This is a genomic window from Microbacterium sp. Leaf203 (assembly GCF_001421275.1).
GTDB lineage: Bacteria > Actinomycetota > Actinomycetes > Actinomycetales > Microbacteriaceae > Microbacterium > Microbacterium testaceum_A.
Genome location: NZ_LMKF01000031.1, coordinates 258,852 through 285,351, shown reverse-complemented (window position 1 = coordinate 285,351; position 26,500 = coordinate 258,852). Strand labels below are relative to the sequence as shown.

General features: G+C 70.3%; 31 protein-coding genes. 5 read left to right on the top strand and 26 right to left on the bottom strand.

Features of this window, described 5'->3' with window-relative positions; all coding sequences use genetic code 11:
• Window positions 1–80: 80 nt before the first annotated feature.
• Window positions 81–1,031 (bottom strand): tetratricopeptide repeat protein, encoded by a 951-nt coding sequence (locus ASE56_RS14075; protein ID WP_056230936.1) that lies wholly within the window; start codon window positions 1,029–1,031, stop codon window positions 81–83.
• Window positions 1,028–2,839, bottom strand: coding sequence for a hypothetical protein (locus ASE56_RS14070; protein WP_056230933.1), 1,812 nt, complete (start codon window positions 2,837–2,839; stop codon window positions 1,028–1,030). Before ASE56_RS14070 ends, ASE56_RS14075 begins: the two co-directional genes overlap by 4 nt.
• A gap of 170 nt (window positions 2,840–3,009) precedes the next feature.
• On the opposite strand from ASE56_RS14070, the gene ASE56_RS14065 reads away from it, so the two are divergent.
• Window positions 3,010–4,086, top strand: a complete 1,077-nt coding sequence (locus ASE56_RS14065) for an AI-2E family transporter (protein ID WP_056232310.1) — start codon at window positions 3,010–3,012, stop codon at window positions 4,084–4,086.
• A gap of 49 nt (window positions 4,087–4,135) precedes the next feature.
• On the opposite strand, the gene ASE56_RS14060 is transcribed toward ASE56_RS14065, so the two are convergent.
• The 9 genes from ASE56_RS14060 to rpsB all read right to left on the bottom strand — a co-directional run bounded on the left by ASE56_RS14060 (window position 4,136) and on the right by rpsB (window position 10,919).
• Entirely contained in the window at window positions 4,136–4,858 is a 723-nt protein-coding gene (locus ASE56_RS14060; protein ID WP_056230932.1) for an alpha/beta hydrolase, read from the bottom strand.
• A complete protein-coding gene (locus ASE56_RS14055; protein ID WP_056230930.1) occupies window positions 4,858–5,145 on the bottom strand; it encodes a hypothetical protein in 288 nt (95 codons plus the stop codon). The genes ASE56_RS14060 and ASE56_RS14055 overlap by 1 nt, the downstream gene beginning before the upstream one ends.
• A gap of 9 nt (window positions 5,146–5,154) precedes the next feature.
• Window positions 5,155–5,868, bottom strand: coding sequence for a transglycosylase SLT domain-containing protein (locus ASE56_RS14050; RefSeq protein WP_074695091.1), 714 nt, complete (start codon window positions 5,866–5,868; stop codon window positions 5,155–5,157).
• A gap of 49 nt (window positions 5,869–5,917) precedes the next feature.
• Entirely contained in the window at window positions 5,918–6,493 is a 576-nt protein-coding gene (locus tag ASE56_RS14045; protein ID WP_056230928.1) for a DivIVA domain-containing protein, read from the bottom strand.
• Window positions 6,490–7,542: a phosphatidate cytidylyltransferase gene (locus ASE56_RS14040; protein ID WP_056230926.1), complete on the bottom strand. Its 1,053-nt coding sequence runs from the start codon at window positions 7,540–7,542 to the stop codon at window positions 6,490–6,492. The genes ASE56_RS14045 and ASE56_RS14040 overlap by 4 nt, the downstream gene beginning before the upstream one ends.
• Window positions 7,543–7,547: 5 nt before the next feature.
• Entirely contained in the window at window positions 7,548–8,102 is a 555-nt protein-coding gene (gene frr / locus ASE56_RS14035) for a ribosome recycling factor (RefSeq protein WP_056230923.1), read from the bottom strand.
• A gap of 75 nt (window positions 8,103–8,177) precedes the next feature.
• Entirely contained in the window at window positions 8,178–8,897 is a 720-nt protein-coding gene (gene pyrH / locus ASE56_RS14030) for a UMP kinase (RefSeq protein WP_056230920.1), read from the bottom strand.
• Between the two features lie 144 nt (window positions 8,898–9,041).
• Complete coding sequence (tsf, locus tag ASE56_RS14025; RefSeq protein ID WP_056230918.1) at window positions 9,042–9,869, bottom strand: translation elongation factor Ts; 828 nt, start codon at window positions 9,867–9,869, stop codon at window positions 9,042–9,044.
• A gap of 153 nt (window positions 9,870–10,022) precedes the next feature.
• Entirely contained in the window at window positions 10,023–10,919 is an 897-nt protein-coding gene (gene rpsB, locus ASE56_RS14020; RefSeq protein WP_056230916.1) for a 30S ribosomal protein S2, read from the bottom strand.
• 314 nt (window positions 10,920–11,233) lie between these two features.
• On the opposite strand from rpsB, the gene ASE56_RS14015 reads away from it, so the two are divergent.
• Window positions 11,234–11,737: a murein hydrolase activator EnvC gene (locus ASE56_RS14015; RefSeq protein ID WP_056230913.1), complete on the top strand. Its 504-nt coding sequence runs from the start codon at window positions 11,234–11,236 to the stop codon at window positions 11,735–11,737.
• 14 nt (window positions 11,738–11,751) lie between these two features.
• Here the strand turns inward: ASE56_RS14015 and ASE56_RS14010 are convergent, their stop codons facing one another.
• The 10 genes from ASE56_RS14010 to ASE56_RS13965 form a co-directional block, all read right to left on the bottom strand.
• The gene (locus ASE56_RS14010; RefSeq protein ID WP_056230910.1) at window positions 11,752–12,369 is read right to left on the bottom strand and encodes a DUF3060 domain-containing protein; all 618 of its coding nucleotides are present in this window, start codon (window positions 12,367–12,369) and stop codon (window positions 11,752–11,754) included.
• A gap of 170 nt (window positions 12,370–12,539) precedes the next feature.
• On the bottom strand, window positions 12,540–13,535 hold the full coding sequence (locus ASE56_RS14005; protein ID WP_056230908.1) for a tyrosine recombinase XerC: 996 nt from the start codon (window positions 13,533–13,535) through the stop codon (window positions 12,540–12,542).
• A 63-nt stretch (window positions 13,536–13,598) separates the two neighbouring features.
• On the bottom strand, window positions 13,599–14,771 hold the full coding sequence (gene dprA / locus ASE56_RS14000; protein WP_056230906.1) for a DNA-processing protein DprA: 1,173 nt from the start codon (window positions 14,769–14,771) through the stop codon (window positions 13,599–13,601).
• Window positions 14,768–16,291, bottom strand: coding sequence for a YifB family Mg chelatase-like AAA ATPase (locus ASE56_RS13995; protein ID WP_056230904.1), 1,524 nt, complete (start codon window positions 16,289–16,291; stop codon window positions 14,768–14,770). Before ASE56_RS13995 ends, dprA begins: the two co-directional genes overlap by 4 nt.
• Window positions 16,288–16,650, bottom strand: coding sequence for a YraN family protein (locus tag ASE56_RS13990; RefSeq protein ID WP_056232302.1), 363 nt, complete (start codon window positions 16,648–16,650; stop codon window positions 16,288–16,290). The genes ASE56_RS13995 and ASE56_RS13990 overlap by 4 nt, the downstream gene beginning before the upstream one ends.
• 92 nt (window positions 16,651–16,742) lie before the next feature.
• Complete coding sequence (locus ASE56_RS13985; RefSeq protein ID WP_055836674.1) at window positions 16,743–17,066, bottom strand: DUF2469 family protein; 324 nt, start codon at window positions 17,064–17,066, stop codon at window positions 16,743–16,745.
• An 86-nt stretch (window positions 17,067–17,152) separates the two neighbouring features.
• A complete protein-coding gene (locus ASE56_RS13980; protein WP_056230902.1) occupies window positions 17,153–17,806 on the bottom strand; it encodes a ribonuclease HII in 654 nt (217 codons plus the stop codon).
• Window positions 17,803–18,552, bottom strand: coding sequence for a signal peptidase I (gene lepB, locus ASE56_RS13975; RefSeq protein WP_056232298.1), 750 nt, complete (start codon window positions 18,550–18,552; stop codon window positions 17,803–17,805). Before lepB ends, ASE56_RS13980 begins: the two co-directional genes overlap by 4 nt.
• 144 nt (window positions 18,553–18,696) lie before the next feature.
• The gene (gene rplS / locus ASE56_RS13970; RefSeq protein WP_056232294.1) at window positions 18,697–19,044 is read right to left on the bottom strand and encodes a 50S ribosomal protein L19; all 348 of its coding nucleotides are present in this window, start codon (window positions 19,042–19,044) and stop codon (window positions 18,697–18,699) included.
• Window positions 19,045–19,230: 186 nt separating this feature from the next.
• The gene (locus ASE56_RS13965; protein WP_056230901.1) at window positions 19,231–19,722 is read right to left on the bottom strand and encodes a hypothetical protein; all 492 of its coding nucleotides are present in this window, start codon (window positions 19,720–19,722) and stop codon (window positions 19,231–19,233) included.
• Window positions 19,723–19,840: 118 nt separating this feature from the next.
• Here ASE56_RS13965 and map point away from each other — a divergent pair, with 118 nt between their 5' ends.
• Entirely contained in the window at window positions 19,841–20,623 is a 783-nt protein-coding gene (gene map, locus ASE56_RS13960) for a type I methionyl aminopeptidase (protein ID WP_056230899.1), read from the top strand.
• A 70-nt stretch (window positions 20,624–20,693) separates the two neighbouring features.
• Here the strand turns inward: map and trmD are convergent, their stop codons facing one another.
• Genes trmD through rpsP form a run of 4 tightly spaced genes read right to left on the bottom strand, consistent with a single transcriptional unit; the run spans window position 20,694 to window position 22,681 of the window.
• Window positions 20,694–21,383: a tRNA (guanosine(37)-N1)-methyltransferase TrmD gene (gene trmD, locus ASE56_RS13955; RefSeq protein WP_056230897.1), complete on the bottom strand. Its 690-nt coding sequence runs from the start codon at window positions 21,381–21,383 to the stop codon at window positions 20,694–20,696.
• A gap of 1 nt (window position 21,384) precedes the next feature.
• Window positions 21,385–22,032, bottom strand: a complete 648-nt coding sequence (gene rimM, locus ASE56_RS13950) for a ribosome maturation factor RimM (RefSeq protein WP_056230895.1) — start codon at window positions 22,030–22,032, stop codon at window positions 21,385–21,387.
• Window positions 22,032–22,262 (bottom strand): RNA-binding protein, encoded by a 231-nt coding sequence (locus ASE56_RS13945; protein ID WP_056230892.1) that lies wholly within the window; start codon window positions 22,260–22,262, stop codon window positions 22,032–22,034. The genes rimM and ASE56_RS13945 overlap by 1 nt, the downstream gene beginning before the upstream one ends.
• Before the next feature lie 5 nt (window positions 22,263–22,267).
• Window positions 22,268–22,681, bottom strand: coding sequence for a 30S ribosomal protein S16 (gene rpsP, locus ASE56_RS13940; protein WP_056230889.1), 414 nt, complete (start codon window positions 22,679–22,681; stop codon window positions 22,268–22,270).
• A 233-nt stretch (window positions 22,682–22,914) separates the two neighbouring features.
• Here rpsP and ASE56_RS13935 point away from each other — a divergent pair, with 233 nt between their 5' ends.
• Together ASE56_RS13935 and ASE56_RS13930 are read left to right on the top strand one after the other, a co-directional pair.
• Window positions 22,915–24,078: a glutamate--cysteine ligase gene (locus tag ASE56_RS13935; protein ID WP_056230887.1), complete on the top strand. Its 1,164-nt coding sequence runs from the start codon at window positions 22,915–22,917 to the stop codon at window positions 24,076–24,078.
• Between the two features lie 49 nt (window positions 24,079–24,127).
• Window positions 24,128–24,853 carry an SGNH/GDSL hydrolase family protein gene (locus ASE56_RS13930; protein WP_056230884.1) on the top strand — a complete coding sequence of 242 codons (726 nt, stop codon included), beginning with the start codon at window positions 24,128–24,130 and terminating at the stop codon, window positions 24,851–24,853.
• 33 nt (window positions 24,854–24,886) lie between these two features.
• Here ASE56_RS13930 and ffh read toward each other — a convergent pair whose 3' ends face one another.
• Window positions 24,887–26,431 carry a signal recognition particle protein gene (gene ffh, locus ASE56_RS13925; protein WP_056230883.1) on the bottom strand — a complete coding sequence of 515 codons (1,545 nt, stop codon included), beginning with the start codon at window positions 26,429–26,431 and terminating at the stop codon, window positions 24,887–24,889.
• Window positions 26,432–26,500 lie beyond the last annotated feature (69 nt).

The following is a 26,500-nucleotide window of genomic DNA, read 5'->3' as shown; positions in this document are numbered from 1 at the left end:
GGATCCACGGGTCTGACACACGCGCAAACGACGACGGCCCCGTCCCCCCTGGGGAGGACGGGGCCGTGCGATGTCCGGGCTCAGAAGAGCAACGAGGCCAGTCGCGAGCGGGCGCGGATCACCCGCGCGTCCTCGTCGCCGACGAGGCCGAAGAGCTCGAGCAGACGCTCGCGCACCGGGGCGCGCTCATCCCCGGGAAGCGCGGCGAAGAGGTCGAGCAGACGGCCGAAGGCGTCGTCGACATGCCCGCCCACGACGTCGAGATCCGCGACGAGGAACTGTGCCTCGAGCCCCGTCGGGTCGGCGGCCGCCGCGGCACGGGCCGCCTGGAGGTCGGCGTCCTGGACGCGGTCCAGCAGACGCACCTGTCCGAGACCGGCGCGCGCGTCGGCGTCGCGCGGGTTCTCGGCGAGGGCCTTCTCGTAGGCGGTGATGGCGCGGGCGTAGTCGCCCTCTTCGATCGCGGCGAACGCCTCTGCGTGCAGCGGGGGCAGCTCGGGCTCCGCGGCGGGGGCATCGGCGGAGGGGGCGCCCTCGACCGGGACGGTACCGGTTACGCCGTGCTGAGCGGCGAGCTGCAGAAGCTGGGCGAACACGTCGCGCACCTGCTGCTCGGGGACGGCTCCGGTGAACAGGGGCACCGGCTGACCCGCCACGAGCGCGAGCACCATGGGGATCGACTGCGCGCGGAAGCCCTGCGCGAGCTGCGGGTTCGCGTCGACGTCGACCTTGGCGAGCACCAGGCGGCCGGCGAGCTCGGTGACCACCTTCTCGAGCACGGGGCTCAGCTGCTTGCACGGCCCGCACCACTCGGCCCACAGATCGATGACGACCGGGACCGTGCGCGAGAGCTCGAGGACCTCACCGAACGTCTCATCGGTCACGTCGAAGACCAGGGGCAGCGCGCCGGCGGGGCGCGGGGGCGTCGCGGGGGCGCCGGAGGCGGGTGCCGCCGGCGGCTGGGGACGGTTGCGCAACGACGAGAGGTCGACGGCACCGCGCATCACGGAACCGGGGGCGGGAGTGCTCACGGGGACACCTTCGCTTCGAGGAGGCTGGATCGGTAGCCGAGCAGGCGGATCTGATCGTCGGAGCCCTGGCTGGGCACGTAGAAGAACACCTGGTCGGAGTATGTCGTGGTGAAGCCTGTCGCCGACTGGTCGACACCGGTCAGGGCCTTGACCGCCGGATTGTTGTCCAGCTTGATCACGGCGTCCTTGTTGGTGGGCTTCGCGGTGTCGCTCTCGTACACGTTGACCGCGACGATCGCACCGGTGTCGAGCGTCGCCAGCGCGATGGGGGTCGCGGCTCCCGCGGAGGCCGAGAAGCTGATCTCCGCCGTTCCCGCACCGGTCTGGTTGAGTTCGTCGGTGCGCTTGGTCTTGTTGTCCTGGATCGCCGAGAGCAGCAGGTCGTTCGCCGTGTCGAACTTCGCGAACGAGGCGCTGTTCTGGCCGTTGTTGATGACATCCGCGTAGGCGGCGGCCACCTTCTCGGGCGCCATGACGAGGAAGGACGAGTCCGGCGGAACCTGCGTGGCACCGACGTAGGGCGCCGCGAGCTCGGGAAGGTTCGTCGAGGCCTCGAGGTTGCCGACGTACGAGGCCTTGTACTCCTCCCACGGCGTCTGCTGCGTCATCATCATGATCGTGGTCGTGGGGGTCGCGGCATCCGCCGACTCCACCACCGTCATGAGGGTGCGCGGCCACGTTCCCGTGGTCTGCGGCAGCACGATCTGCACGGGCTCCGCCGGGATCGCGGGCAGGGCGGGTCGGTCGGGGATCGCGGCGCGCAGCTTGTAGTTGGTCTGCCGCTCCGCGAGAGCCGGGCCCGACAGCCGCTCGGCGACGACGTTCCCGTCGAGCGAGGCATCGGCCTGCGCGACGGTCGACGAGACCTTCGCCACAATGCGCTGCGCCTGCGCCTCGGTGACCGCCGGCGGGAACTGCCCCTCCGGGACGATCACCGTCGGAGTGGGGCTCGGCGACTCGGTCGCCGCGAGCTGCGGCCACGCGTCAGCCGAGCATCCCGCCAGCAGAGCGATCGACACGCCCAGCGCGGGGACGGCGACCAGAGCGCGGCGACCGCGCAGGGCCCCACGGACTCGCGACCCTCCGCGGCGACCGGGGCTCTGGCTCACGACGCCTTTGCTCTCGGCATCCGCGTCGACCGTCGAAATCGGCTCGGTGACCGGAAGGGGCAGCCCCTTGCGGCGCGGACGACGCTGACGACGGACGTGGCGGATGCCGAGCAGGTAGAGCACCAGACCGGCCAGAAGGACGATTCCGCCGCCGACGATGAGCGGACCGGCCCACGGCGTGGAGTCGTCGATCGGCCAGGTGAGGCTGACGGTCGAGGGGGCGGGGGCCGTTCCGTCGGAGGCGACGAGCACGCTCATGTCGGACGGGAGCTGCAGAGTGGTCGACAGCGATCCGGTCTGTTCGAACTCGTCGAGCCAGAGGTCGGAGTCCACGGGCGATCGTCCGGTGGTGGCGGCGCCCGAGGCGGGGGTGACCGTCGGCGCGACCTCGGAGGTCTGGACGGTGCCGGCGCCGTCGAGGGTCACCGCGGTGTAGGGGACGTCGGCGAGCCACGCGGTGACGTCGGCGGTGCGTCCGTACGAGACGAACACCGCCCCATCGCCTTGGACGCGCAGGGTCTGCGCCCCGGGGACGCTCGTCAGCACTGCGCCGTCGATCAGCGTGAACGCCGTCGAGCCGTCGGTCTGCACGTTGGCCGAGGTCTCCGAAGGGCCGTGGAACACGGTCCTTTGGGCGATACCGGCACCGATCATGGCGGCAGCGATGACGAATGCCACCACGGCCCAGACGAATCTCACGCTTCACACCATCCCCACCGGTGGCTCGGGCGCCACCGAATCGACATTTCAGACTATCCGAGGGCGCCTGAAAGTTCTCGGCGAGGCCCGTCGCGCGCTCGGTCGGGCCATCCGCTCAGTATCCTGACGACACGGGCACGTCAGCCCGGCTGATGCGGGAGTCGTTCGGCATGAAGATTCACAATCCCTTCCGGGTGGCTCTGCTCGCCACGCTCGGCGTCGGAGTCGGCCTGCTGCTCATCGGCAGCGTCCAGAACCTGTCGACGATCCTGCTGTACGTGGGCACGGCGTTGTTCCTGTCTCTCGGCCTCGACCCCGTCGTGTCGTTCCTCGAGCGTCGAGGTCTCCCCCGCTGGGCGGCGGTGCTGGTGACGATCCTGGCGGTGCTCGGCGTCTTCGCCGGGATCATCTTCATGGTCGTCCCGATCATCGTGAGCCAGATCGCCCAGCTGGTGTCCCAGATCGAGCAGCTGCTACAGCCCGGTCGGTGGAACGAGATCGTCACCGACGTGCAGGCCTGGGTGTCGCAGACCCTCCCCTGGCTGAAGATCGACGAGGTGTGGGCGGGGATCCAGCACTGGTTCTCCACGCTCGACGTCGGCAGCATCTCCACGATGATCGGCAACAGCCTCCTCACCATCGGCGGCGCCGTCGCGGCCGGCCTGGGCGGCGCGTTCATCGTGCTGATCCTCACGATCTACTTCACGGCATCCACTCCCTCGCTGAAGTCGGCCGTCTACCAGCTGGTCCCGGCCTCGAAGCGCGCCCGATTCATCGAGCTGGCCGAGAAGATCACCGACTCCGTGGGCTACTACGTCATGGGGCAGGTCAGTCTCGGAGTCATCAACGGCGTCCTGAGCGCCATCTTCCTGTCGATCATCAACGCGCCGTTCCCGGCCGTGCTGGCGGTCATCGCCTTCTTCTTCTCGCTCATCCCCCTGGTGGGCACCCTCACGGGGTCGACGATCATCGTGCTGACGTGCCTCATCCCGGGCCTCGGCACCCCCACGTGGGCGATCCTCGCCGCCGCGATCTACTACCTCGTGTACATGCAGATCGAGGCGTACGTGATCTCGCCGCGCATCATGAACCGCGCGGTCTCGGTGCCGGGATCCGTCGTCGTGATCTCGGCCTTGGCCGGCGGCGCCCTGTTGAACCTGCTCGGCGCGCTCATCGCCATCCCGGTCGCCGCGAGCATCCTCATCATCTACCGCGAGGTGATCATCCCGCGGCAGAACGAACGCTGAGCCCCTCCGCGAACACCCGGGGGCGACTCAGGAGCCCCGGCGCGCGGGTTCAGCCCGCGATCTCGCCGTCCCACTCCACGGGGAGCGGCAGGGCGTCCGGGTTGACCGCCGCGACGATCTCGGTGAGCACGCGACGGGTCTGCGTCTCGCCGACCCACAGGTGCTTGCCGCCCTCGACCGCGATGAGCGTGGCATCCGGTACCGACGAGAACCGCTCGCGGGCCTCGTCGGGACGCAGGTAGTCGTCGAACTCGGGGACGAGCACGACCATGCGGCGCTCGTCGCCCGCCCAGGCGGCGACCTCTTCGGCCGTCGCGCGGTGCAGCGGGGGCGAGAGCAGGATGACGCCCTCGATGTCGTGATCGCGACCGTACTTCAGCGCCAGCTCGGTGCCGAACGACCAGCCGACGAGCCACGGCCGCGGAAGACCGCGCTCACGGACGAAATCGACGGCGGCCGCGACGTCGAAGCACTCGTTCGCACCCCCGTCGAATGCCCCGTCGCTGGTCCCGCGCGGAGACGTCGTTCCCCGCGTGTTGAAACGCAGCACCGCGAGGTCGGCCAGCGCCGGCAACCGGCCCGCCGCTTTGCGCAGAATGTGCGAGTCCATGAAACCGCCCGCCGTGGGCAGGGGGTGAAGCGTGACGAGGGTGGCGACCGGGTCGCGATCGGCCGGCAGCGCCAGCTCGCCCACCAGGGTCAGCTCGTCGACGGTGCGCAGTTCGACGTCCTCGCGACGGGCGGGCAGAAGAACGGGTCCGCGAATCTCCATCAGGCGATCCTCCAACAGTGCGTGTGCCAATGACGACGGGCGGCGAGATCGGCTGCGTCCCCGAGGACGCCGTCGGCGCGCCAGACCACCACGTGAGCGGTTCCGGCCTCCACGGTCCGACCGCACCCGGGGCACAGGTAGTCCTTGACCGCCTGTGGGCCCGAGATGGGCTGCACCGTCCACTCCCCGCCGCGCTTGACCTCGGTGCGCTTCCACCCGGCGATCAGACGATCGAGCGACTCGTCGCCTCGGGAGGAGTCCGGGCGCCGTTTACGGGAGCGGGGCATGGATGCCGCTCACCACCAGTGGTTGGCGGACCAGAACGCGTAGGCGCCGGCCCATCCGCCGTAACGCCCGGTGGCGTAGCCGGTTCCCCAGCGCAGATTGTCGACCGGGTCGTAGCCGTTGCCGGGGACCTTGCTGCACGGCAGGGCCTGCACGAGGCCGCAGGCGCCGGACGAGCGGTTCGTCGCGTTCGGGTTCCAACCGCTCTCGCGACTGACGATGTAGTCCACGAAGCCCATGTCGGATTCGGAGATGCCGGCAGCGGCCATCCACTCGGCGGGAGCGCCACCACCGGTGTAGAGCATGGGACCGGCGTTGCCCGAGGACGAGCCGGAGCCGGAGTCCTTCTCGCGGGACGGCGTCGGCGTCGGGGTGGGCGTGGGCTTCGGCTTGACGTAGACGTTGTAGCTGGCCCGGTCGAGCTGCGGCGCCTGCTTCTCGCCCGAGGTCGACACGGCCTGCGTGTCGCCGAGACCCTCGGCGTACAGGGTGACCGTGTGCGGCTCCTCGGCCTGGGCCGGCAGCAGCGAGGCGCCCATCGGGCCGACGTATGCACCGACGAACAAGACCGCGGCCGCAGCCCCGAAGACGCCGACCACACCGCGACGACGCGACCAGCGGGGGCTGGAACGGTGCGGGAGAGACGGCGGGACCACGTCGACCGAGGCGCCCCGGCGGGCGACACGGGACGTGGATGCGCGCGAAAGTTCCGAACCAGAAGTCACAGTGCGCTCGATTCTACCGACGCCCGAGGCCGGATGCCACGCGTCGGGGTCATCCGACCGCGAGCATCACTTCGACGACGGCGTCGAGGACGGCGTCGACCTGGGTCTCGCGGTATCCCCCGCGCTGCATGCGGAACGCGACCGAACGCACCTGATCGGGTGTCACCGGATCACCCGCCGCGAGGTAGCGGGCCACGCGATCGGCGACGACGTCCACCTCGTCGACCCGGTAGCCGTAGCGCAGGAGGCCGACACGGTCGAAGCGCGAACCCCGCGGGCGACGAAGACGGTCGAGCACCACCTGCGCCGTGTCCCGGGTCTCGGCGACCCACGCGCGGGCGCCGAGACGCGACAGGGCGTGCTCGCGCTCGCGCGCGGCGAAGGCGTCCTCGACACGGCCGAGAGCGGCGTCCACGGCCTCCACCTTGTAGCCGCCTTTGACGAGCGGGAAGGCGGCGGCGCGAACCTCGGAGGAACGCAGGGCCCCGACCTCGTCGGCTTCGAACGCTTCGCGCGCGCGGGCCAGGAAGACGTCGACCGCGCGCTTCTCGTACCCCTTGGTGCGACCCGAGGTCGTGGGGAACGGCGTCGCGGCCACGGTGTCGTGGATCGGCGTCTCGGTCATGACACTCCCAGGGGGGACAGCAGATAGAACATCACCAGGGCGGCGGTCGCCGACGGCAGGATCGAGTCGAGGCGGTCGAGCACTCCCCCGTGACCCGGAAGCCACGAACTCATGTCCTTGATGCCCAGGTCCCGCTTGAGCATCGACTCCCCGAGGTCGCCCACGGTCGCGGTCGCGAGGACCACGGCCCCGAAGATGAGACCGGCCCACCACGGCACCTGCAGCATGAAGGCGGCCAGGAGCGCGCCCGCCACGAGCGCCGCGACGCACGCTCCCGCGAAGCCCTCCCAGGTCTTCTTGGGGCTGATGCGGGGGGCCATCGGATGCCGACCACCCCGGCCGAACGTCAAGCCCGAGACGTACGCGCCGGTGTCGGCCGCCACCGCCAGGATGAGGAACGCGAGCACCCACCACTCCCCGCGGGGCTGCGCGAGGAGGATCATCGCGACACTCGTCAGGAAGGGCACGTACAGCTGCACGAAGCTCGCGACGAGGACGTCGCCGATCACCTCGATGTGAGCGCGACCGTCGGACGCGAACATCTGGGCCGTCAGGCGCCAGACGATCACGACGACGACGGCGACGAGGGTGGCGATCCAGTGCACCCACGGGCCCAGGAAGAACCCGCTCAGCAGGAGCAGGAACCCCATGACGAGCTGCGGGACCACATCGACGCGACGCCCGGCCACCTGGAGGGCGCGCGAGAACTCGAGGACGCCCAGCACCATCGCGGCGGCCGCGAACAGGACGAACAGCCATTTGACGAAGATCAGCGAGGCAATGACGATCACGCCGATGCCGACCCCGATCAGGGTCGCCACGATGAGGTCGCGCCCCGTGCGCTGCTTGATCCGCTCGTTCGCCTGGTCGAACTCGGCGCGGGCGTGCGCGATCCGCTGATCGGCGTCCGACCGCATCGCGCGCAGCTGCGACTCGATCGCGGTCACCCCTTCACCCGTGGTCGGCGAACGGCGCGCTGAATCGGCCCGGCGCGACGAGGCGGACGGATCGACCGGCTCGCTGTCGCCGATCTCGGGAGCGTCGGGCATGGGGGTCAGACCTCGAGGAGCTCAGCCTCTTTGCGCTTGAGCGCCTCGTCGATGAGGTCGACGTGCGTGCGCGTGACGGTGTCGAGCTCCTTCTCGGCGCGGACCAGCTCGTCCTCGCCGACGTCGCTCTTCAGCGCGTCGAGGTCGTCCTTGGCCTTGCGGCGCAGGTTGCGGACCTGCACCTTGGCGTCCTCGCCCTTGCCGCGCACGATCTTGACGTACTCCTTGCGGCGGTCCTGCGTGAGCTCGGGCATGGTGACGCGGACGATGTTGCCGTCGTTCGTCGGGTTCACCCCGAGGTTCGGCATGTCGCGGATCGCCTGCTCGATCGCCTTCAGCGCCGACTTGTCGTACGGGTTGATGACGAGAGTGCGCGCCTCGGGGTTGTTCAGCGAGGCGAGCTGAGCCAGCGGGGTGGGCGAGCCGTAGTAGTCGACCAGCACCTTCTGGAACATCTGGGGGTTCGCGCGTCCGGTACGGACCGTCGCGAAGTCTTCCTTGGCGGCCTCCACGGCGCGATCCATACGCGCTCCGGCATCGGCGAGGACATCGGAAATCACGGTGACTCCATTCGTTGGGACTGACTGTTCAGTCTAGTCGCGCGCGGGCCCGGCTCCCCGGGCCCGCGCGGCGCGTCATGCGGTGACGAGGGTGCCCATCGTCTCGCCGAGAAGGGCCCGGGTGACGTTTCCGGCCGGCTCCATGCCGAACACGCGCATATCCATTCCGTTGTCCATGCAGAGGCTGAACGCCGTGGAGTCCACGACCTTCAGACCCTTCTGCAGGGCGTCGTTGTAGGTGACGTGGTCGAGCTTCGTGGCCGTCGGATCCACGTTCGGGTCGGCCGTGTAGACCCCGTCGACGCCGTTCTTCGCGACGAGGACCTCGGTCGCTCCGATCTCGAGCGCGCGCTGGGCGGCGACGGTGTCGGTGGAGAAGTACGGCAGTCCGGCGCCGGCGCCGAAGATCACGACGCGACCCTTCTCGAGGTGACGGACAGCACGACGCGGAATGTAGGGCTCCGCGACCTGGGTCATCGAGATGGCGGACTGCACGCGCGTGGCGGCCCCCGCCTGCTCGAGGAAGTCCTGCAGCGCGAGGGAGTTCATCACGGTGCCGAGCATTCCCATGTAGTCGGCCCGCCCGCGGTCCATGCCGCGCTGGCTGAGCTCGGCGCCGCGGAAGAAGTTGCCCCCGCCGACGACGATGGCGATGTCGACGCGGTCGACGGCCTCGGCGATCTCACGGGCGATCTGGCCCACGACGTCGGGATTCACGCCCAGTTGGCCGCCGCCGAACGCCTCCCCCGACAGCTTCAGCAGAACTCGGCGGCGCTTGGTGGCTTCATCGATCACGTGTGATGTCCTCTCGTCTTGAACAAACTATCCCCCCGCACCCGCGACCGATACGCAGGAACCGATATGGGACGCGGGCAGGGAAAAGGCCCGGGATGCCGTGGCATCCCGGGCCTCATGACGGGCCCTGAGCCTGTCGAAGGGTTACGCGCCGACCTTGAAGCGGGCGAAGTCGGTCAGCGTGAGACCGGCGTCGGACGCGACCTTGGCGACGGACAGCTTGTTGTCCTTCGCGTAGTCCTGGTCGAGCAGCGAGACCTGCTTGAAGAACGCGTTCACGCGACCCTCCACGATCTTCGGCAGCGCAGCCTCGGGCTTGCCCTCGTTGCGGGAGATCTCGGTGACGATCTCGCGCTCCTTCTCGACGTCGGCCTCGGGGACGGCGTCGCGGGTGAGGTACGAGGGGTTGGCGAACGAGATGTGCTGCGCGATCGAGCGAGCGGTCTCGGCGTCATCGCCCGAGTAGGCGAGGACGACGCCGACCTGCGGGGGCAGGTCCTTGCTGGTCTTGTGCAGGTAGACCTCGAACTTGTCGCCCGAGATGGTGCGCACGCGACGGAGCTCGACCTTCTCGCCGATGATCGCGGCCTCGTCCGAGATGAGCTGCTCGACGGTCTTGCCGTCGGCGTCGGCGGCCAGGGCGGCCTCGACCGAGTCGGCACCGGCGGCGGCGGCTGCGTCGACGACCTTGTCGGCCAGAGCGATGAAGCGCTCGTTCTTGGCGACGAAGTCGGTCTCGCAGGCGAGCTCGAGAAGCGTGACGGAACCGTTGTTCTCGCGGGCGGCGACGAGGCCCTCGCTGGTCGAACGGTCGGCGCGCTTGGCGTTGCCCTTCGCGCCCTTGAGGCGCAGGATCTCGACGGCCTTCTCGACGTCGCCGTCAGCCTCTTCGAGCGCCTTCTTGGTGTCGACCATGCCCGTGCCGAGCTGCTCGCGCAGCGCCTTGATGTCGGCGATCGTGAAGTTTGCCATGGTGTGGCGTCTCCTTGTCGTTTGCGTTCTAGATGTGAGCCCGGCGGGGCCGTGTCGCCACCCTCCGAAGAGGGGGCTGTCACGACCCCGCCGGATCGTAGCCTGTGCGGGTAGCGGGCCGTTCACGCGGAGGAGAACGGAACGCCTCGCGGCTTACTTGCTGTCGGTGGCCTCGGCGTCAGTGGCCTCGGTCTCGACGGCCTCGGTCGACTCGCCGGCCGAAGCCTCGGTCGACTCAGCGGCGGGAGCCTCGTCGGTCGACTCGGCCGCGGGGGCGTCGGTCGACTCGGCGGGGGTCTCGAGCAGCTCGCGCTCCCACTCGGCGAGGGGCTCGGCGGCCTCTTCTTCACCGGCGGGCTGGTGGCGCTGGATGAGGCCCTCGGCGGCGGCGTCGGCGATGATGCGCGTGAGCAGGCTCACCGAGCGGATCGCGTCGTCGTTACCGGGGATCGGGTACTGGAACTCGTCGGGGTCTGCGTTCGTGTCGAGGATGCCGATCACGGGGATGCCGAGCTTCTTGGCCTCGTCGACCGCGAGGTGCTCGCGCTTGGCGTCGACGACCCAGATCGCCGAGGGGGTCTTCTGCAGGTTGCGGATTCCACCGAGCGACTTGTGCAGCTTGTCGAGCTCGCGCTTCTTGAGAAGGAGCTCCTTCTTGGTGAAGCCGCTCTCGGCCGGGTTCTCGTAGTCGAGCTCCTCGAGCTCCTTCATGCGGGCGAGGCGCTTCGACACCGTCTGGAAGTTGGTGAGAAGGCCACCGAGCCAGCGCTGGTTGACGTAGGGCTGGCCCACGCGGGTCGCCTGCTCGGCGAGGACTTCCTGCGCCTGCTTCTTGGTGCCGACGAAGAGGATGGTGCCGCCGTGCGCGACGGTCTCCTTGACGAACTCGTACGCCTTGTCGATGTAGCCGAGCGACTGCTGGAGGTCGATGATGTGGATGCCCGAGCGCTCGGTAAGGATGAAGCGCTTCACCTTCGGGTTCCACCGGCGGGTCTGGTGTCCGAAGTGAACGCCGCTGTCGAGCAGCTGGCGGATGGTGACGACGGCCATGGTCGTACTCCTGTTTCTGGGCGCTTTCGCGCCGTGGTTGTGGTTGTTCGCGCCAGACGATCCGTCTGACGAGCCTGGTACCCGGCGCACACCCGCCATCCGCCGAAGCGGAGGACCAGGGGGTGTGGATGCCACGCGGTGCGCTGCCCCGGAGGGCGGCGCGATGCGCTGTGGGCACGCGGAGTCATCCCGACATGCGAGATGCGTCCTCCAGCATACAGGACTGCTCCTCCCCACCCGCGTGCGGGCGCGAACTCTCCCCCGTCTCGCCTCCACCGCGCTCGGCGCGGACCCGGGGAGAGAAGACTTCGCTGATGATCCCGGCATCCGCCCGCCTCGTCACTCTCGCCCTTCTGACGGCGACGCTCCTCGTATCGTCGCCCGCCGAAGCGTCCGACGGCGACCCGCTCGGCGACCTCGCCTGGGTGTGGCCCGCGATTCCGGCCCGGGTGGTGCGGCCGTTCGTCGCCCCTGCTCACGTGTACGGTCCGGGTCACCGCGGGCTCGATCTCGCGGGAGATTCGGTCCGGTCCCCCGCGGACGGCCGCGTCGCCTTCGTGGGGGCCGTAGCCGGGCGCGACATCGTGACCATCGACCACGGCGACGGCCTCGTGACGACGCTGGAACCCGTGGTCACCGACCTGGATGTAGGTGCGGTCGTCGCGCGCGCGTCACCGGTGGGGCGGGTGGCCGCCGGTGGGCACGCCGGCCCCGCGACCGTCCACTTCGGGGTGCGGTGGAACGGTGAGTACGTGAATCCGCTGCGCCTGCTGGGCGGCGTCCCGCGAGCGGTGCTGCTGCCCTGCTGCGAGAGGTGACTCGGCGGGCCCGCTCATCCGATCCGGTTGCCGCGGCCCTCGACGGTCTGGGTGCCGATGCCGCCCGTGGCGCTCACGATGTTGTCCTGCCCGCGGACCGTGACGGCCGAGATCGCACCGCCCGCCTGGATCGAGGACCGATCGCCGCTCAGGTCGGCGCTGCCGATCGCCCCCGAGGAACGGACCGAGCCGTCATTGCCCTGCAGGATGAGGGCATTGATCGAGCCGGCGTCGATGCGGGCGCGGTCGCCGGAGATGCGGAGGGTACCGATCGAGGCCCCCGAGGCGTCGACGGTGAGGGCCGACCCCGAGACGGTGAGCTCGGCGCACGTTCCGACGATGCGGACGCTCTGCTCGGCCCCCGAGACGGTCTGGCTTCCCCCGTCGCCGCACGAGACGGCGTCGGTGCCGGATCCTGCGGCGGGAGTCGACGGGCCCGTCGACGAGACCGGCGCGGGAGACGTTGTGACGACGGAGGGCGAGGGCACGGCGACCGTGGGCGGAGGGCTCGAGGCGACGAGCCCGGGAGGAAGACGGGTTTCGACCGGCTCCGGGGCGAGGCTGCACCCGCTGAGCACCCCGACGAGCGCGACGACGCCGATCGCGGCGGGCACCAGGCGGCGGGAGATCACGGTTCCACGCTAGGGGGTCCGGCGCGCATGCGCACGCATACGGGACACTTCACGGGCCGCCCGGCGAGAACCCGACGGCGAGGTGAGCCGCGCGGCCTGCCGGAGCGCTGGCCGAGGACGGGCTCCTCGGCACGAGGCGCTGCGCCACCCGGGTCGCCCGCGCCGACCCCTCAAGCGCGCGGGTGCGCGAGTCGGTAGGCCTCGCGGAGGCGCTCGGCGGAGACATGGGTGTAGATCTGCGTGGTGCCCAGACTCGCGTGGCCGAGGATCTCCTGCACGGAGCGCAGATCGGCGCCCCCGTCGAGCAGATGGGTCGCGGCCGAGTGCCGCAGAGCGTGCGGCCCGAGCACGTCCGCCCCCACACTCGGCGCCACGGTTCTCGACACGAGGGCGTGCACGGCCCTCGGCCCGAGACGCGAGCCCTTCGCCCCCAGGAACACGGCGCGCTCGTGCGGGCGCGTCGCACCCCCGGCTTCGCGGGCGGGAATGCGGGAGCCGCTCCCCCTTCCGTCGTGGCGCGACCCGGATGCGAGAGATGCGGATGCCTCGACCCGGCGTGCCTGCAGGACGGGACGGGCCCGCACCAGGTAGGCCTGCAGCGCGCGAGCGGCGGGGAGTCCGAACGGCACGACGCGGTCCTTGCCGCCCTTGCCGCGCAGGAACAGGGTGCGTCGATCGTGATCGATGTCGTCGAGGTCGAGACCGCACACCTCGGAGACCCGCGCGCCCGATCCGTAGAGCACCTCCAGGAGGGCGTGGTCTCGGAGCGCCACGGCATCGCCACTCGCCGCGCGCTCGGCCGCCGCGGTCAGGACGTCGTCGAGCGCGTCGGTGGTCGCGACGGCGGGGAGGGTGCGCCCGCGCTTCGGAGACACCAGCCTCCGCGCGGGGTCCACCCCGACCAGCTCTTCCTCGACGGCCCAGGCGAACAGCCCCCGTACCGTCGACGCGCGACGCGCGGCGGTCGCCTTGGACTGCCCCGACTTGGCCGACTGCCACTGCCATTCGCGCAGATCCTCCACGCCGACCTCGCCCAGGGGGCGATCGCCGACCCACAGGATCAGGTCCGCGAGATCCGCGCGGTAGGCCCGCACCGTCGCCGGAGAGAGTCGGCGCACGTCGGACAGGTGGGAGAGATATCCCGCGACGGCCTCCGACAACTGCATCCCCCCAGAGTGCCCGCAGGCCGGCCGCGCGTGCGCGACGACGCGCGCCGAACGGCGTTTCCCTCATCGCGGAGATCGCCCGTCCCCCCGACCGGCGGACGTCCACAGCCCCTCGCTGTCGCGGACGACCCTCCCCTCGAGCTCCGCGAAGCCGAGGAGCACCCCGGCCTCCTCGCTCGACATCCCGCTTCGGCGGGCGACCTCCCGCGTCGACCGACCGGAGCGCGCCGAGAGGGCGTCGAGTAGTCGGGTGATGTCGTCGGTGCGATCGGTGGCGCCGTGCTCGCCGGGTCCTCCCGCGCCGACCATCTCGAGCACGTCGGCAGCGCCCGTCACGCAGACTCCGCCGTACTCGCGGAGGATACGGTGGCACCCCGCCGACGCCGCGCTGGTGACGGGACCGGGCACCGCGCCGAGGGCGCGGCCGAGGCTCGCGGCGTGCGCGGCGGTGTTGAGCGAGCCGCTGCGCCACCCCGCCTCGACGACCACGACGGCGTCCGCGATCGCGGCGATCAACCGGTTGCGCGCGAGGAAGCGCCACTTGGTGGGCGTCGTCCCGCAGGGCGTCTCGCTCCAGACCGCGCCGGCTCCCGCGATCCGGGCAAGGAGACCTTCGTGACCGCGCGGGTACGCCCGATCGACGCCGCCGGCGAGGAACGCGACCGTCGATCCGCCCGTCGACAGCGCCGCCCGATGAGCGGCCCCGTCGATCCCGTACGCCGCCCCCGAGACGACGATCACACCGGCCGCCGTCAGGTCGGCGGCGAGATCCGCCGCGACCCCCTCCCCGTACGCCGTCGAAGCTCGCGCGCCCACGAGGGCGACCGTGGGGGAATCGTCCTCGATGCCGGCTCCGCGGCGCCAGAGGACGACCGGCGCGTGCTCCCCCAGATCGTCGAGGCGGGCGGGCCACGAGGCGTCTCCCGGAACGACGAGCGAGGTTCCCGACCGCCGCGCGGCGTCGAGCGCTGCCGCGATCGCGTCGGGATGGAGCCGGGGCAGCCACCGGGCACGCGCCGCCCCGAGATCCTCACGCCCCGCGGACGTGGCCACGCTCAGGGCCCGAACCGGTCCGTGTTCCGCGATGAGTTTCCCGGCGACCCCGTCTCCGGGCTCGGTCAGCACACTCCACACCGCCCGCGCGAACGCCTCCACGGCACCCCCATGGTCATCGTCGTCCCGCAGGCCCCGGAGGGCGCGTGCGGCCTCGATCTCGTCGACCTCGTAGGGCGTCATGCGCCCCCACCTCGGCGCAGGTAGAGGGCGCGGCCCACATCGTCGGACCGGAGCTGTTCGTGGCCCGCGATGTCGGCAACCGTCCACGCCACACGGAGCAGGCGGTCGTATCCGCGCAAGGTCACTGCGCCGCGGCGAAGGGCGGTGTCGAGCGGACGCAGGACCTCGGGCGACGGGGCGGCCGGGCCGCGCAGCCACGTGCCCGGCACATCGGCGTTGCGTCTCCAGGGCGTCTGGGCCCACCGTCGAGCGGCGTGCGCACGAGCGACGGCGACGATCTCGCGCGCGCGTTCCGAGGACACCGTCCGGGAACTGCACTCGTGCCGGGCGGTGGACACGCGCTGCAGCCGCAGGTCGATGTCGATCCGATCGAGAAGCGGGCCCGAGAGGCGCCGCGTGTAGCGGCGTATCGCCTGCGGAGCGCACTCGCACGATCCACCCGGGACGCCGTATTGGCCGCACGGGCAGGGGTTCGTGGCCACCACGAGCTGGAACCGCGCGGGGTACGTCGCCGAGACCCCGGAGCGGTGCACCTGGATCACGCCGTTCTCGAGGGGCTGACGAAGGGCGTCGAGAACGGAGGCCGGGAACTCGCCGCCCTCGTCGAGGAACAGTACTCCCTCGCTCGCGCGGGCGATGGCACCCGGACGCACCACGCCGGAGCCTCCCCCGATCAGCGCCGCGGCGGTCGCCCCGTGGTGTGGGCTCTCGAACGGGGGCGTGCGCGACAACCGAGTCACCGCCTCGCCGGACAGGGAGCGCACCGACGCGACCGAGAGGGCCGCCTCGTCATCGAGGGGCGGAAGGATGCCGGGGAGCCGGCGCGCCAGCATCGTCTTGCCCGCGCCCGGCGGGCCGCTCATGAGCAGGTGGTGCCCGCCCGCCGCGGCGACGACGAGGGCATCCACGGCGTCCCCCTGCCCCACGACATCGGCGAGGTCGAGCTGCTCCTCGTCGTCTGCACGGGTGGCGGGCGCCTCGACCGGCTCGAGGTCGGGCGCGTCGCTCGTACCGCCGTGCCACCTCACCACGTCGGCGAGGCACGTGGCGGCGAACACCTCGATCCCCTCGATGAGTCCCGCCTCCGCGGCATTGGCCGCCGGGACCACCACGCGCCGATGACCGGCGCGCTGCGCGGCCACGACCGCCGGCAGGACCCCGGGAACGGGTCGGAGTCGTCCGTCGAGTCCCAGTTCGCCGATGTGCACGGTCCGCGCGACGCGGGCGGCATCCATCCGCACCGACGTCGCGAGGGCGGCCACGGCGATCGCCACGTCGAACCCCGATCCGCGCTTCGGCAGGCTCGCGGGCGACAGGTTGACGGTGATCCGACGCTTGGGCAGGTCGAGGCCGCGGTTGGTGCACGCGCCCCGCACGCGCCGACCGGCTTCGCCCAGGGCCTTGTCGGCGAGACCGATGATCGAGAACTCCGGGGTCTGAGACGACACGTCGGCCTCAACCTCGACGAGATCGCCGTGCAGCCCCGACAACGCCACGGCCCAGGTCCGCGCGAGGGTCACAAGGCGTCCTCAAGGTGCTCGAGGCGCGCCCGCGCGGGATCGGGACCGACGAGGCCGATCGCGTCGACCCGGAGGCGTCGCCCCCTCGCCTCTTCGGGATGGGCCGCCAACCACGCCATGGCGAGGCGCCAGAGCCGCTGCGCCTTCCGGGCGTCGATGGCCTCGAAGGGGTGGCCGTAGTCCTCGGTGCGTCGGGTCTTCACCTCGACCACGACGAGAGTGTCGTCGCGCGCGGCGACGATGTCGATCTCGCCCTGATCGCACCGCCAGTTGCGCGTGAGAATGCGGTAGCCGTCGTCCCTCAGGTACGCGACGGCGCGATCTTCGCCTGCTCTGCCGAGCTCGTCTTTCGCTGCCATGCCCGAGAGCGTGGCATCCACCCTCCCCCTCGCGCGGAGCGGAGGGACCTATCGGTGGACAACCCGGGGGAAGATCCGACTGGGGAGGGACCTCAGTTGTCGAGCGAGAGTTCGTCGGGCAACTGGAAGTCGTGGCGCGAGAGCTCCTCGACGTTGACGTCCTTGAAGGTGAGCACGCGCACGGATTTCACGAAGCGGTCGGCGCGGTAGATGTCCCACACCCACACGTCGGTCATCGAGATCTCGAAGTAGAAGTCGTGCTCGGTGTCGCGCCGCACGACGTTCACGTCGTTCGCGAGATAGAACCGGCGCTCGGTCTCGATCACGTAGGTGAACTGGCGCACGACATCGCGGTACTCGCGGTACAGGGCCAGCTCGAGCTCGCGGTCGTAGTCCTCGAAGACGTCGTCATCCATGGTTTCTTCATCCTAGGCGCGCGCCGTCGCCCCGGCCGCACGGTGCAGCCGCCCGGGCGCGTTCGGGCGCCGTGTCCGCAGCGGGGTCAGAAGAGCGTCGGGGCCGCGGCGATGGCCCACGAGTGCCGGTGGTGCGCGCTCATTCCGTGCGCGGTGATCGCCTCGCGGTGATCGAGGCTCGCGTAGCCCTTGTTGCGCGCCCACCCGTAGGCGGGGTGATCGTCGTGCAGTCCCGTCATGAGGGTGTCGCGGGCGACCTTGGCGATGACGGATGCCGCGGCCGCACTCGCGCAGTCACGGTCGGCCTTGATGATGGGACGCACCGTCAGCCCCGTCTCCCCCGCCGGCGTGATGTAGTCGTGGTTGCCGTCGAGGATGACGAGGGCCTCTTCGGGCACGACGCCGTGCGCGCGCAGATCCGCGATCGCGCGGACGGCCGCGAGACCCAGAGCCCGGATGATGCCGATCTCATCGACCTCGACCGAGCTCGCCCACCCGACGGCGCTGTGCTGGACGAACGCGGCCGCCCGGGCGGCCACTTCGGGCCGTCGCGCCTCGGGAACGAGCTTGGAGTCGCGCAGGCCGGCGGGAACCCGCTTGCGCGAACGCGCCGGGTCGATGACCGCGGCGCCGACCGCCACCGGCCCCGCGAGGGCCCCGCGCCCGACCTCGTCGCACGCGATGACGATCGCATGATCCTTCAGCAGACGGCGCTCGAGGGTGAGGGTGGGTTCGATCACTGCGCTCCCGGCGCGGGGACCCCCGCGAACACCTCGTGGTGGAAGTCGATCAGACCGAAGCGCGTGAACGGCCACGTGATGAGGAACGCGCGTCCCACGACGTTGTCGACGGGGACGAAGCCCTGCCCGGGCTGGTCCTGGTTGAAACGCGAGTCGCGCGAGCTGTTGCGGTTGTCGCCGAGGACCCAGAGCGAGCCGTCGGGAACCGTGATGTCGTAGGGAACGGGCTCGGGCGCAGTCGCCCCCGGAGCGAGCCGCACGTACGATTCATCGAGCGGGACGCCGTTGACCGTCGTCTGCCCCAGGGCGTTGCAGCAGACGACGTGGTCGCCCGCCGTGCCGATCACGCGCTTGATGAGGTGATCGTCGCTGTCGGGAGCCGACAGCCCGAAGAGCGACAGCACCCAGTCGGCGCCCTCGACCACCGGGGACCGCTGCTCGGTGGGGCTCGGCGGCAGCCATCCACCGGGGTCGCGGAACACGACCACGTCACCCCGCGAGTACTGACCGAACTTCGGGGTCAGCTCGTCCACGAGGATGCGGTCCTTGATCAGCAGCGTGTTCTCCATCGACGCCGACGGGATGTAGAACGAGCGGACGACGAAGGTCTTGACGAGGAACGACACCACGAGCGCGATCAGCACGATCACGAGCAGGTCGCGGAAGAACGCCCCCCATCCGCGTCGACGCCGTCCGGCGGAGCGGGATGCCACGGCATCCGGGGTCGAGGCGGTCTGGTCGCTCATGTGTTCCTTCACCGGGTTCGACGCACACCGAGCGAACCGCAGGAACCAGGGTCGCACATCGAGGAGCCGCCCCGTGACCGACGACGCCGTGAGAACGCCGAACGCCCCGCGGGTGAAACCCACGGGGCGTTCGAGAGAGCGGACTCAGCGGTCGCGCTTCTCCTTGATCTTGGCCTTCTTGCCACGCAGGCTGCGCAGGTAGTACAGCTTGGCGCGACGCACGTCACCGCGGGTGACGACCTCGATGTGGTCGATCACGGGGCTGTGGACGGGGAACGTGCGCTCCACGCCGACCTGGAAGCTGACCTTGCGGACGCAGAAGGTCTCGCGCACGCCGTCGCCCGAGCGGCCAATGACGACGCCCTGGAACACCTGGATGCGCGAGCGGTTGCCTTCGGTGATGTTGACGTGCACCTTGACGGTGTCGCCGGGGCCGAAGACGGGGATGTCGGAGCGGAGCGAAGCCGCGTCGACGGAGTCGAGGATCTGCATGATCATCACTTCCTGCGACCGCCACAGGTCGATCGCACGATAAGAGGGAAAAAGGTGAGGCGTGCCCGAAGCCGCCGAAGCAGCTGACTCCCCTGAGGCAGAGCCGGTCAGGGCACAAGCGTTCATTCTGCCACGCGCAGGCCGACCCGCCAAAACGGTGCGCTCCGCCGCGGGCACGCGACGACGTCAGTCGGGGCGCCGCGTCTCCGGAACGACGATGACCTCGGCATCCCGTGTCTGTTCGCGACTCTCGCGCGGCGGCGGGATGTACGCGGTCCCGTCGGTCGTGTGCAGCACCGTCACCGCGCCGCGCGCCTCGTTCCAGAGCTGCGCGAGAGACGACCAGAACAACACCAGCGCTCCCGCGATCGACAGCACGAGCAGCGGGAAGAAGACCCGGGAGTCGAAGAATCCGAGGGCGACGATCACGACCTGCCAGATGCCCAGGCCCGCCAGATCCCGCCACGACACCGCGCGGTTCTCGCGCACACTCCCCCGCGCTCGCACCATGAGGGTCAGGACGAGCTGCGAGATGAAGACGGCCGGAACCGCGACGAAGAGCCAGAGCAGGCCCCACGCGCTGCCTCCCGAGAAGACGATCCACCCGACGAACAGCCACAGCGGCAGAACGAACGCGGCCGGGAACAGCCAGTGGAGGAACATCCGTCGCAACGCCATGACCCGAGACTAGGGCTCGCGCATGTGCTTCGCCTCTGAGAAGGCTATGGCGCACGCGCATCGGGCGGCGGCGCCGCGGATCGGAGACAATGGAGGTTCGACGCGAGAGGAACCACCCATGATCGAACTGCGCACCCCGGCCGAGATCGACGCGATGCGCCCCGCCGGACGCTTCGTCGCGGAGGTGCTGGCCACGCTGCGCGCCGAGACCAAGGTGGGGACCAACCTGCTGCAGTTGGACCGTCGCGCGCACGACATGATCCGCTCGGCCGGCGCGGAGTCGTGCTACATCGATTACCACCCGTCCTTCGGCGCGAGCCCCTTCGGCAAGGTCCTCTGCACGTCGATCAACGACGCCGTGCTGCACGGACTCCCCCACGACTACGTGCTGCGTGACGGCGACCTCGTCTCGCTCGACTTCGCCGCGTCCGTGGACGGCTGGGTCGCCGACTCCGCCGTCTCCTTCGTCGTGGGCACCGCTCGCGACGAAGACCTCGCCCTCATCGACACCTCGCAGCGCGCGCTGGCCGCCGCGATCGAGGCCGCGAGCGTGGGCCGCAAGATCGGCGACATCTCCGCCGCGATCGCCGCCGTCGCCCACGCCGAGGGCCTGAGCATCAACACCGACTTCGGCGGCCACGGCGTCGGCCGCACCATGCACGGCGACCCGCACGTCGCCAACGACGGCAAGGCCGGCCGCGGCTACCCGCTCCGCGACGGCCTCGTGCTCGCGCTCGAGCCGTGGTTCCTGCAGACCACCGACGAGCTGATCACCGACCCCGACGGATGGACCCTGTGCAGCGCCGATGGATCGCGCGGAGCGCACTCCGAGCACACCGTGGCGATCACCGCCGACGGTCCCATCGTCCTGACCGATCGCTCGTTCCTGGGCGTCGACTGACGGATGATCCCGGATGCCGCGGCCCGAGGTCGCGGCATCCTCCCGGCAGCGACGGAAGAGCTCTGCCGCGTCAGTCAGCGAGCAGGTCGGGCCGCCGCTCGCGCGTGCGCTCGATCTGCTGCGCGCGACGCCAGGTCGCCACGGCGCCGTGGTTGCCGCTCAGGAGCACGGGCGGCACCTCTCGCTCGCGCCACACGGCCGGCTTGGTGAACGAGGGGTATTCGAGCAGGCCGTCCTCGTGCGACTCCTCGACAAGGCTCTCGGGGTTGCCGACGACGCCGGGGATCAGTCGTCCGATCGCCTCGACCATCGCCATGACGGCGACCTCTCCCCCGTTGAGCACGTAGTCGCCCAAAGAGATCAGGCGCACGTCGCCCCGCTCGGCGGCGTAGTCGAAGACGCGCTCGTCGATGCCCTCGTACCGGCCGCAGCCGAAGACGAGGTGCGGGGCGGTGGAGAGCTCTCGCGCCGTCGCCTGCGTGAACCGCTCGCCCGCGGGCGAGGGGAAGATGATGACCGGGCGCGCTTCGGCGTCGCTCGTCACGTCGTCGAGCGCTTCACCCCAGGGCTCAGGCTTCATGACCATGCCGGCGCCGCCGCCGTACGGGGTGTCGTCGACGGTGCGGTGACGGTCGTGCGTGTAGTCCCGCAGATCGCGGATGCGGACGTCGAGCAGACCGCTCTGCCGGGCTTTGCCGAGCAGCGACACCTCGAGAGCATCGAAGATCGTCGGGAAGATCGAGACGATGTCGATGCGCACGTCAGTCCTCGGAGGTGTCGGGCGTCTCGCCGTCGGATTTGTCCGACGCCGAGACGGGTTCGGGCTCGTCGTCAGCGTCGGCCGGGAGCTCTTCGAAGAGCCCCGCGGGCGGAGTGACGACGACGCGGCCACCCGCGATGTCGACCTCGGGGACGATGGCGCCCACGAAAGGAACGAGGACCTCGCGGTCTTCGCCGGCCATGCGGACGATCAAGAGGTCCTGCGCCGGGAAGTGGTCGACGCGGACGACGCGGCCGATGACGGCGCCGTCGCGCACGACGTCGAGACCGACGAGCTGGTGGTCGTACCAGGCGTCGTCTTCGGCGGGAGCGGCTTCGGCATCCTGGTCGATCCACAGAATGGCCTTGACGAGCTCTTCGGCCGCGTTGCGGTCGTCGACGCCCTCGAAGAAGGCGACCGGGTGCGAGTTCATCCACCGGAATTCACGGACCGTCAGCTCGCGTCCGTGCCACGGCGAGGACTCCGGAACCTGCAGGGTGAAGGTGCTCCCCGGTGTGAAGCGCCCGTCGGGATCGTCGGTGTACAGCTCGAGCTTGAACGCACCCTTCAGGCCGTGGGCCTTGACGAGTCGTCCGACGCGGAGCTGGGTCTTGGCGGGCTGCGCGCCCGCGGTGTCGCCGTTCGCCATCAGTCGTCGGCGACGTCGACGCGCACGCGACGTCCGTCGGCGAGAGCCGACACGACCGTGCGCAGTGCCTTGGCGGTGCGTCCGCCGCGCCCGATCACGCGACCCCGGTCATCGGGGTGCACGCGAACCTCCAGCACGTCGCCGCGAGGCGAAGAGCTGGAACGGATGGTCACGGCATCGGGGTGATCGACGATCCCCTTGACGACGTGTTCGAGCGCGGCAGACAGCACGGGAATTACTCGGCCGAGGTCTCGGCGGCGTCCTCAGCGGGCGCCTCGGCGGGAGCTTCGGCCTTCTTCTCGGCCTTGGGCTTGACGACCGACTTCTTCGAGGCGTCGGCCTCGAACGCGGCCTTGGGCTCGCGGACCTTGACGGTCGAGACGGCGTTCTTGTCGCCCTTGAACTTGCCCCAGTCGCCCGTGAGCTTGAGGATGGCGGCGACCTGCTCGGTGGGCTGCGCGCCCACGGAGAGCCAGTACTGCGCGCGCTCGGAGTCGACCTCGATGAACGAGGGCTCCTCGGTCGGGTGGTACTTGCCGATCTCCTCGATGACACGACCATCGCGCTTGGTGCGCGAGTCGGCGACGACGATGCGGTAGTAGGGCGCGCGGATCTTTCCGAGGCGCTTGAGACGGATCTTGACAGCCACGATGACTCCAAATGATGAAAACGAACGAACCGAACGCCTGGAGAGTGGGGTGCACACCCGGCGGAAGCTCAAAAGGGTGGACCGATACTGGATAGAGGGTCGAGTAGCGGGTCCAGCCCTCTATTCTGCCAGATCCCCGGGCCTCGCAATGACACGCGACGCGCCGCGACACGCGGCGTCTCGAAGGGTAGCGGAGGATCCCCGCATCCGACCCCCATGTCAGACTGAGCCGCATGAGGCTGCCGTTCGCTGCATCGACGCGTTCGTCCGTGGGTCTGGAATGGGAGCTCATGCTCGCGGACCGCGAGACGGGCGATCTGGTCCCCCGCGCGCCCGAGATCCTCGACCAGCTCGAAGACAAGACCGCGCTCGAGCGGTTCACGGTCACCGGTGAGCTGCTCACGAACACCGTCGAGGTGACCAGCGGCGTCGGGCACACCGTCGCCGAGGCCGTGGACGACATCGCCGACGCCATCTGCGCCCTGCGCGACGAGACCGAGCCGCGCGGGGTCGAGATCCTGTGCGCCGGCAGTCACCCCTTCGCGCAGTGGTTCGACCAGGAGGTCACCGACAAGACGCGCTACCACTCGCTCATCGAGCGCACCCAGTGGTGGGGGCGCAACATGATGATCTGGGGCATCCACGTGCACGTCGGCGTGGACGACGTCGAGAAGGTCATTCCGATCGTCAACGCACTGAACGTCTACCTCCCCCATCTGCAGGCGCTGTCGGCATCCAGCCCCTTCTGGGCGGGCGAGCGCACTGGATACGCATCGAATCGCGCTCTCGTCTTCCAGCAGCTCCCCACGGCGGGCCTGCCCTGGCAGCTCGACTCGTGGGGCAATTTCGAGAGCTACCTCGACGACATGGTCCGTACCGGAGTGATGGCGGATGCCAGCGAGGTGCGCTGGGACATCCGTCCGGCGCCCAAGTGGGGCACGATCGAGATCCGCGCCTGCGACGGCATGTCGACCCTGCCCGAGCTGGCCGCGGTCGCCTCGCTCGCGCAGACGCTCGTCGAGCACTTCTCGCGGCTGCTCGACGAGGGGGGCGAACTTCCCGGCATCCCGCCCTGGTACGCCCGCGAGAACAAGTGGCGCGCGGCCCGCTACGGTCTCGACGCGCGCGTGATCGTCGACCGCGAGGGGACGCAGCGCCCCGTGGTCGAGCACCTGCGCGAGACGATGGAGGAGCTCGCCGACATCGCCCTCGAGCTGAAGTGCGCGAAGGAGTTCGCGAGCCTCGAGACGATCCTCGCCACGGGCGGCAGCTCGGCGCGGCAGATCGCGGTCGCCGACGCGGCCGACGGCGATCTGCGCGAGGTGGTGCAGCACCTCATCCGCGAGTTCCGCGGGGGCCCGACCCTGCGCGAGCACCTCGCGGCCCTGCGCGTCTAGAGGTGAACCTCCGCGCTCGTTCATAGGTGCGCGAACCTAGGATCGCGTCATGACCTTCGGACGCCGCGCCACCGTGGCTTCGCTGACCGCCCTCTCCGCAGGCGTGGTCGCGATGCTCGCCGGCTGCGCCGCCGACCCCGCCGACCCCGCTGCCCTGCCCACCTTCGCCGCCCCCGCGCTCGAGGCGAGCCCGTCGCCGTCGTCGACGCCGACGGGGCCCCTGCGGGTGGTCACCCTGGGAGACTCCCTCATGTCGGGCTTCGGCCTGGAACCGCAGCAGGCGTGGCCGACACTCCTCTCCGCACGCGCCCACGTGTCGCTGACGAACCTCGCCTGCCCGGGCATGGGCTTCGTGGCGCAGGGCGACTGCGGAACCGCCTACGCCGGCCTGGTTCCCGCTGTCGCCGCTCTGCAGCCGCAGCTGCTCGTCGTCGAGTCCTCCAGCAACGACTTCTGGGAGGACGAGGACGAGATCCGCACCGACACCGCCGACACCGTCGACCAGCTGCACGGGGCCGCTCCCGATGCCCGCATCATTGGCCTGAGCACGATCTGGAACGACGACGCCGACGTCCCCACCGACACGAAGGTGACCTCCGACGCGCTCAAGGACGCCGTCGAGAAGGTCGGGGGAACCTTCATCGACGTCGGGCAGCCCCTCGCGGGCCACCCGGAGTGGATGCAGGAGGACGACGTCCACCCCACCCCGCGCGGTCAGCGCGCGATCGAGCAAACGGTCATGTCCGCCCTGCAGGACGCCGACGTCCTGCCCTGAGGCGGACGCCGGGGTCTCCCCCGGGCAATGGCGTCAGCCGCGTCCGAGCATCTTCTGCAGCTCGGCGAGATCGGCCTCGCTCGGCGCCGCCTGCCCGCCCAGGCCGAAGCCCGAGCCGGTAGCCGGTGCGGATGCCGTGATACCGGCGTTCTCGGCCGCGCGCTTGGCGGGGTTGCCCGAACGCGAACCCTTCGCCTTCTGCTGCTTGCCGCGCTTGGACGACGCGCCGGGCTTGCCGCCGACAGGTCCCATGCCGGGGATGTTGGGCACCCCGCCGCGCGCGACGGTCTTCATCATCTTGGCGGCCTGGTCGAATCGCTGGACGAGCTGATTGACGTCGGTGACCGTCATGCCCGAACCGCGGGCGATGCGCAGGCGGCGCGAGCCGTTGAGCATCTTGGGGTTGCGTCGTTCGGCGACAGTCATCGAGCGGATGATCGCCTCGGTGCGGTCGATCTCGCGCTCGTCGAAGTTCTCGAGCTGTTGCTTCATGTTTCCCATGCCCGGGAGCATCCCGAGCATCTTCTTCATGGAGCCCATCTTCTTCATCTGCTGCATCTGCTCGAGGAAGTCCTCGAGCGTGAAGGTCTCGGTCGCGAGCTTCTCGGCGACCTTCATCGCCTCGGCCTCGTCGAAGGCCGACTGCGCCTGCTCGATCAGGGTGAGGATGTCACCGAGGTCGAGGATGCGGGATGCCATGCGGTCGGGGTAGAAGGGCTCGACGTCGTCGAGACCCTCACCGGTCGAGGCGAAGATGATGGGGCGACCCGTGACCGAGGCGACCGACAGCGCGGCGCCACCGCGGGCGTCGCCGTCGAGCTTCGACAGCACGACGCCGGTGAAGTCGACGCCGTCCTGGAACGCCTTCGCGGTGTTCACCGCGTCCTGACCGATCATCGCGTCGATGACGAAGAGCACCTCGTCGGGCTCGGTGGCCTTTCGGATGTCGGACGCCTGCTTCATCAGCTCGGCGTCGACTCCCAGGCGACCGGCGGTGTCGATGATGACGATGTCGTGCTGCTGACGCGTGGCGTACGCGACGCCGTCGCGGGCGACCTTGACCGGGTCGCCGACGCCGTTGCCGGGCTCGGGAGCGTAGATCGCGGCTCCGGCGCGCTCGGCGACGACCTGCAGCTGGTTGACGGCGTTCGGACGCTGGAGGTCGCACGCGACGAGGAGCGGGGTGTGGCCGTCCTTCTCGAGCATCTTGGCGAGCTTGCCGGCGAAGGTCGTCTTACCGGATCCCTGGAGGCCGGCGAGCATGATGACCGTCGGCGGGTTCTTGGCGAACTGCAGGCGACGCTGCTGACCGCCCAGGATGCCGATGAGCTCGTCGTTGACGATCTGCACGACCTGCTGCGCGGGGTTCAGCGCCCGGTTGACCTCATCGCCCAGGGCGCGCTCGCGGACCGCGGCGGTGAACTCCTTGACCACGGGCAGCGCGACGTCGGCGTCGAGGAGGGCGCGGCGGATCTCGCGCACCGTCCCGTCGACGTCGGCGGGCGTGAGCTGGCCCTTCTTCCGGAGGTTGCGGAAGGTCTCTGTGAGCCGGTCGGAGAGGGTGCCGAAAGTCGCCATGATGTGACGAGTTTACGCGGGGCGCGCCGCGTTCGCCGCCGCGCACTCACCCGCCGGGCGCGCGACGCG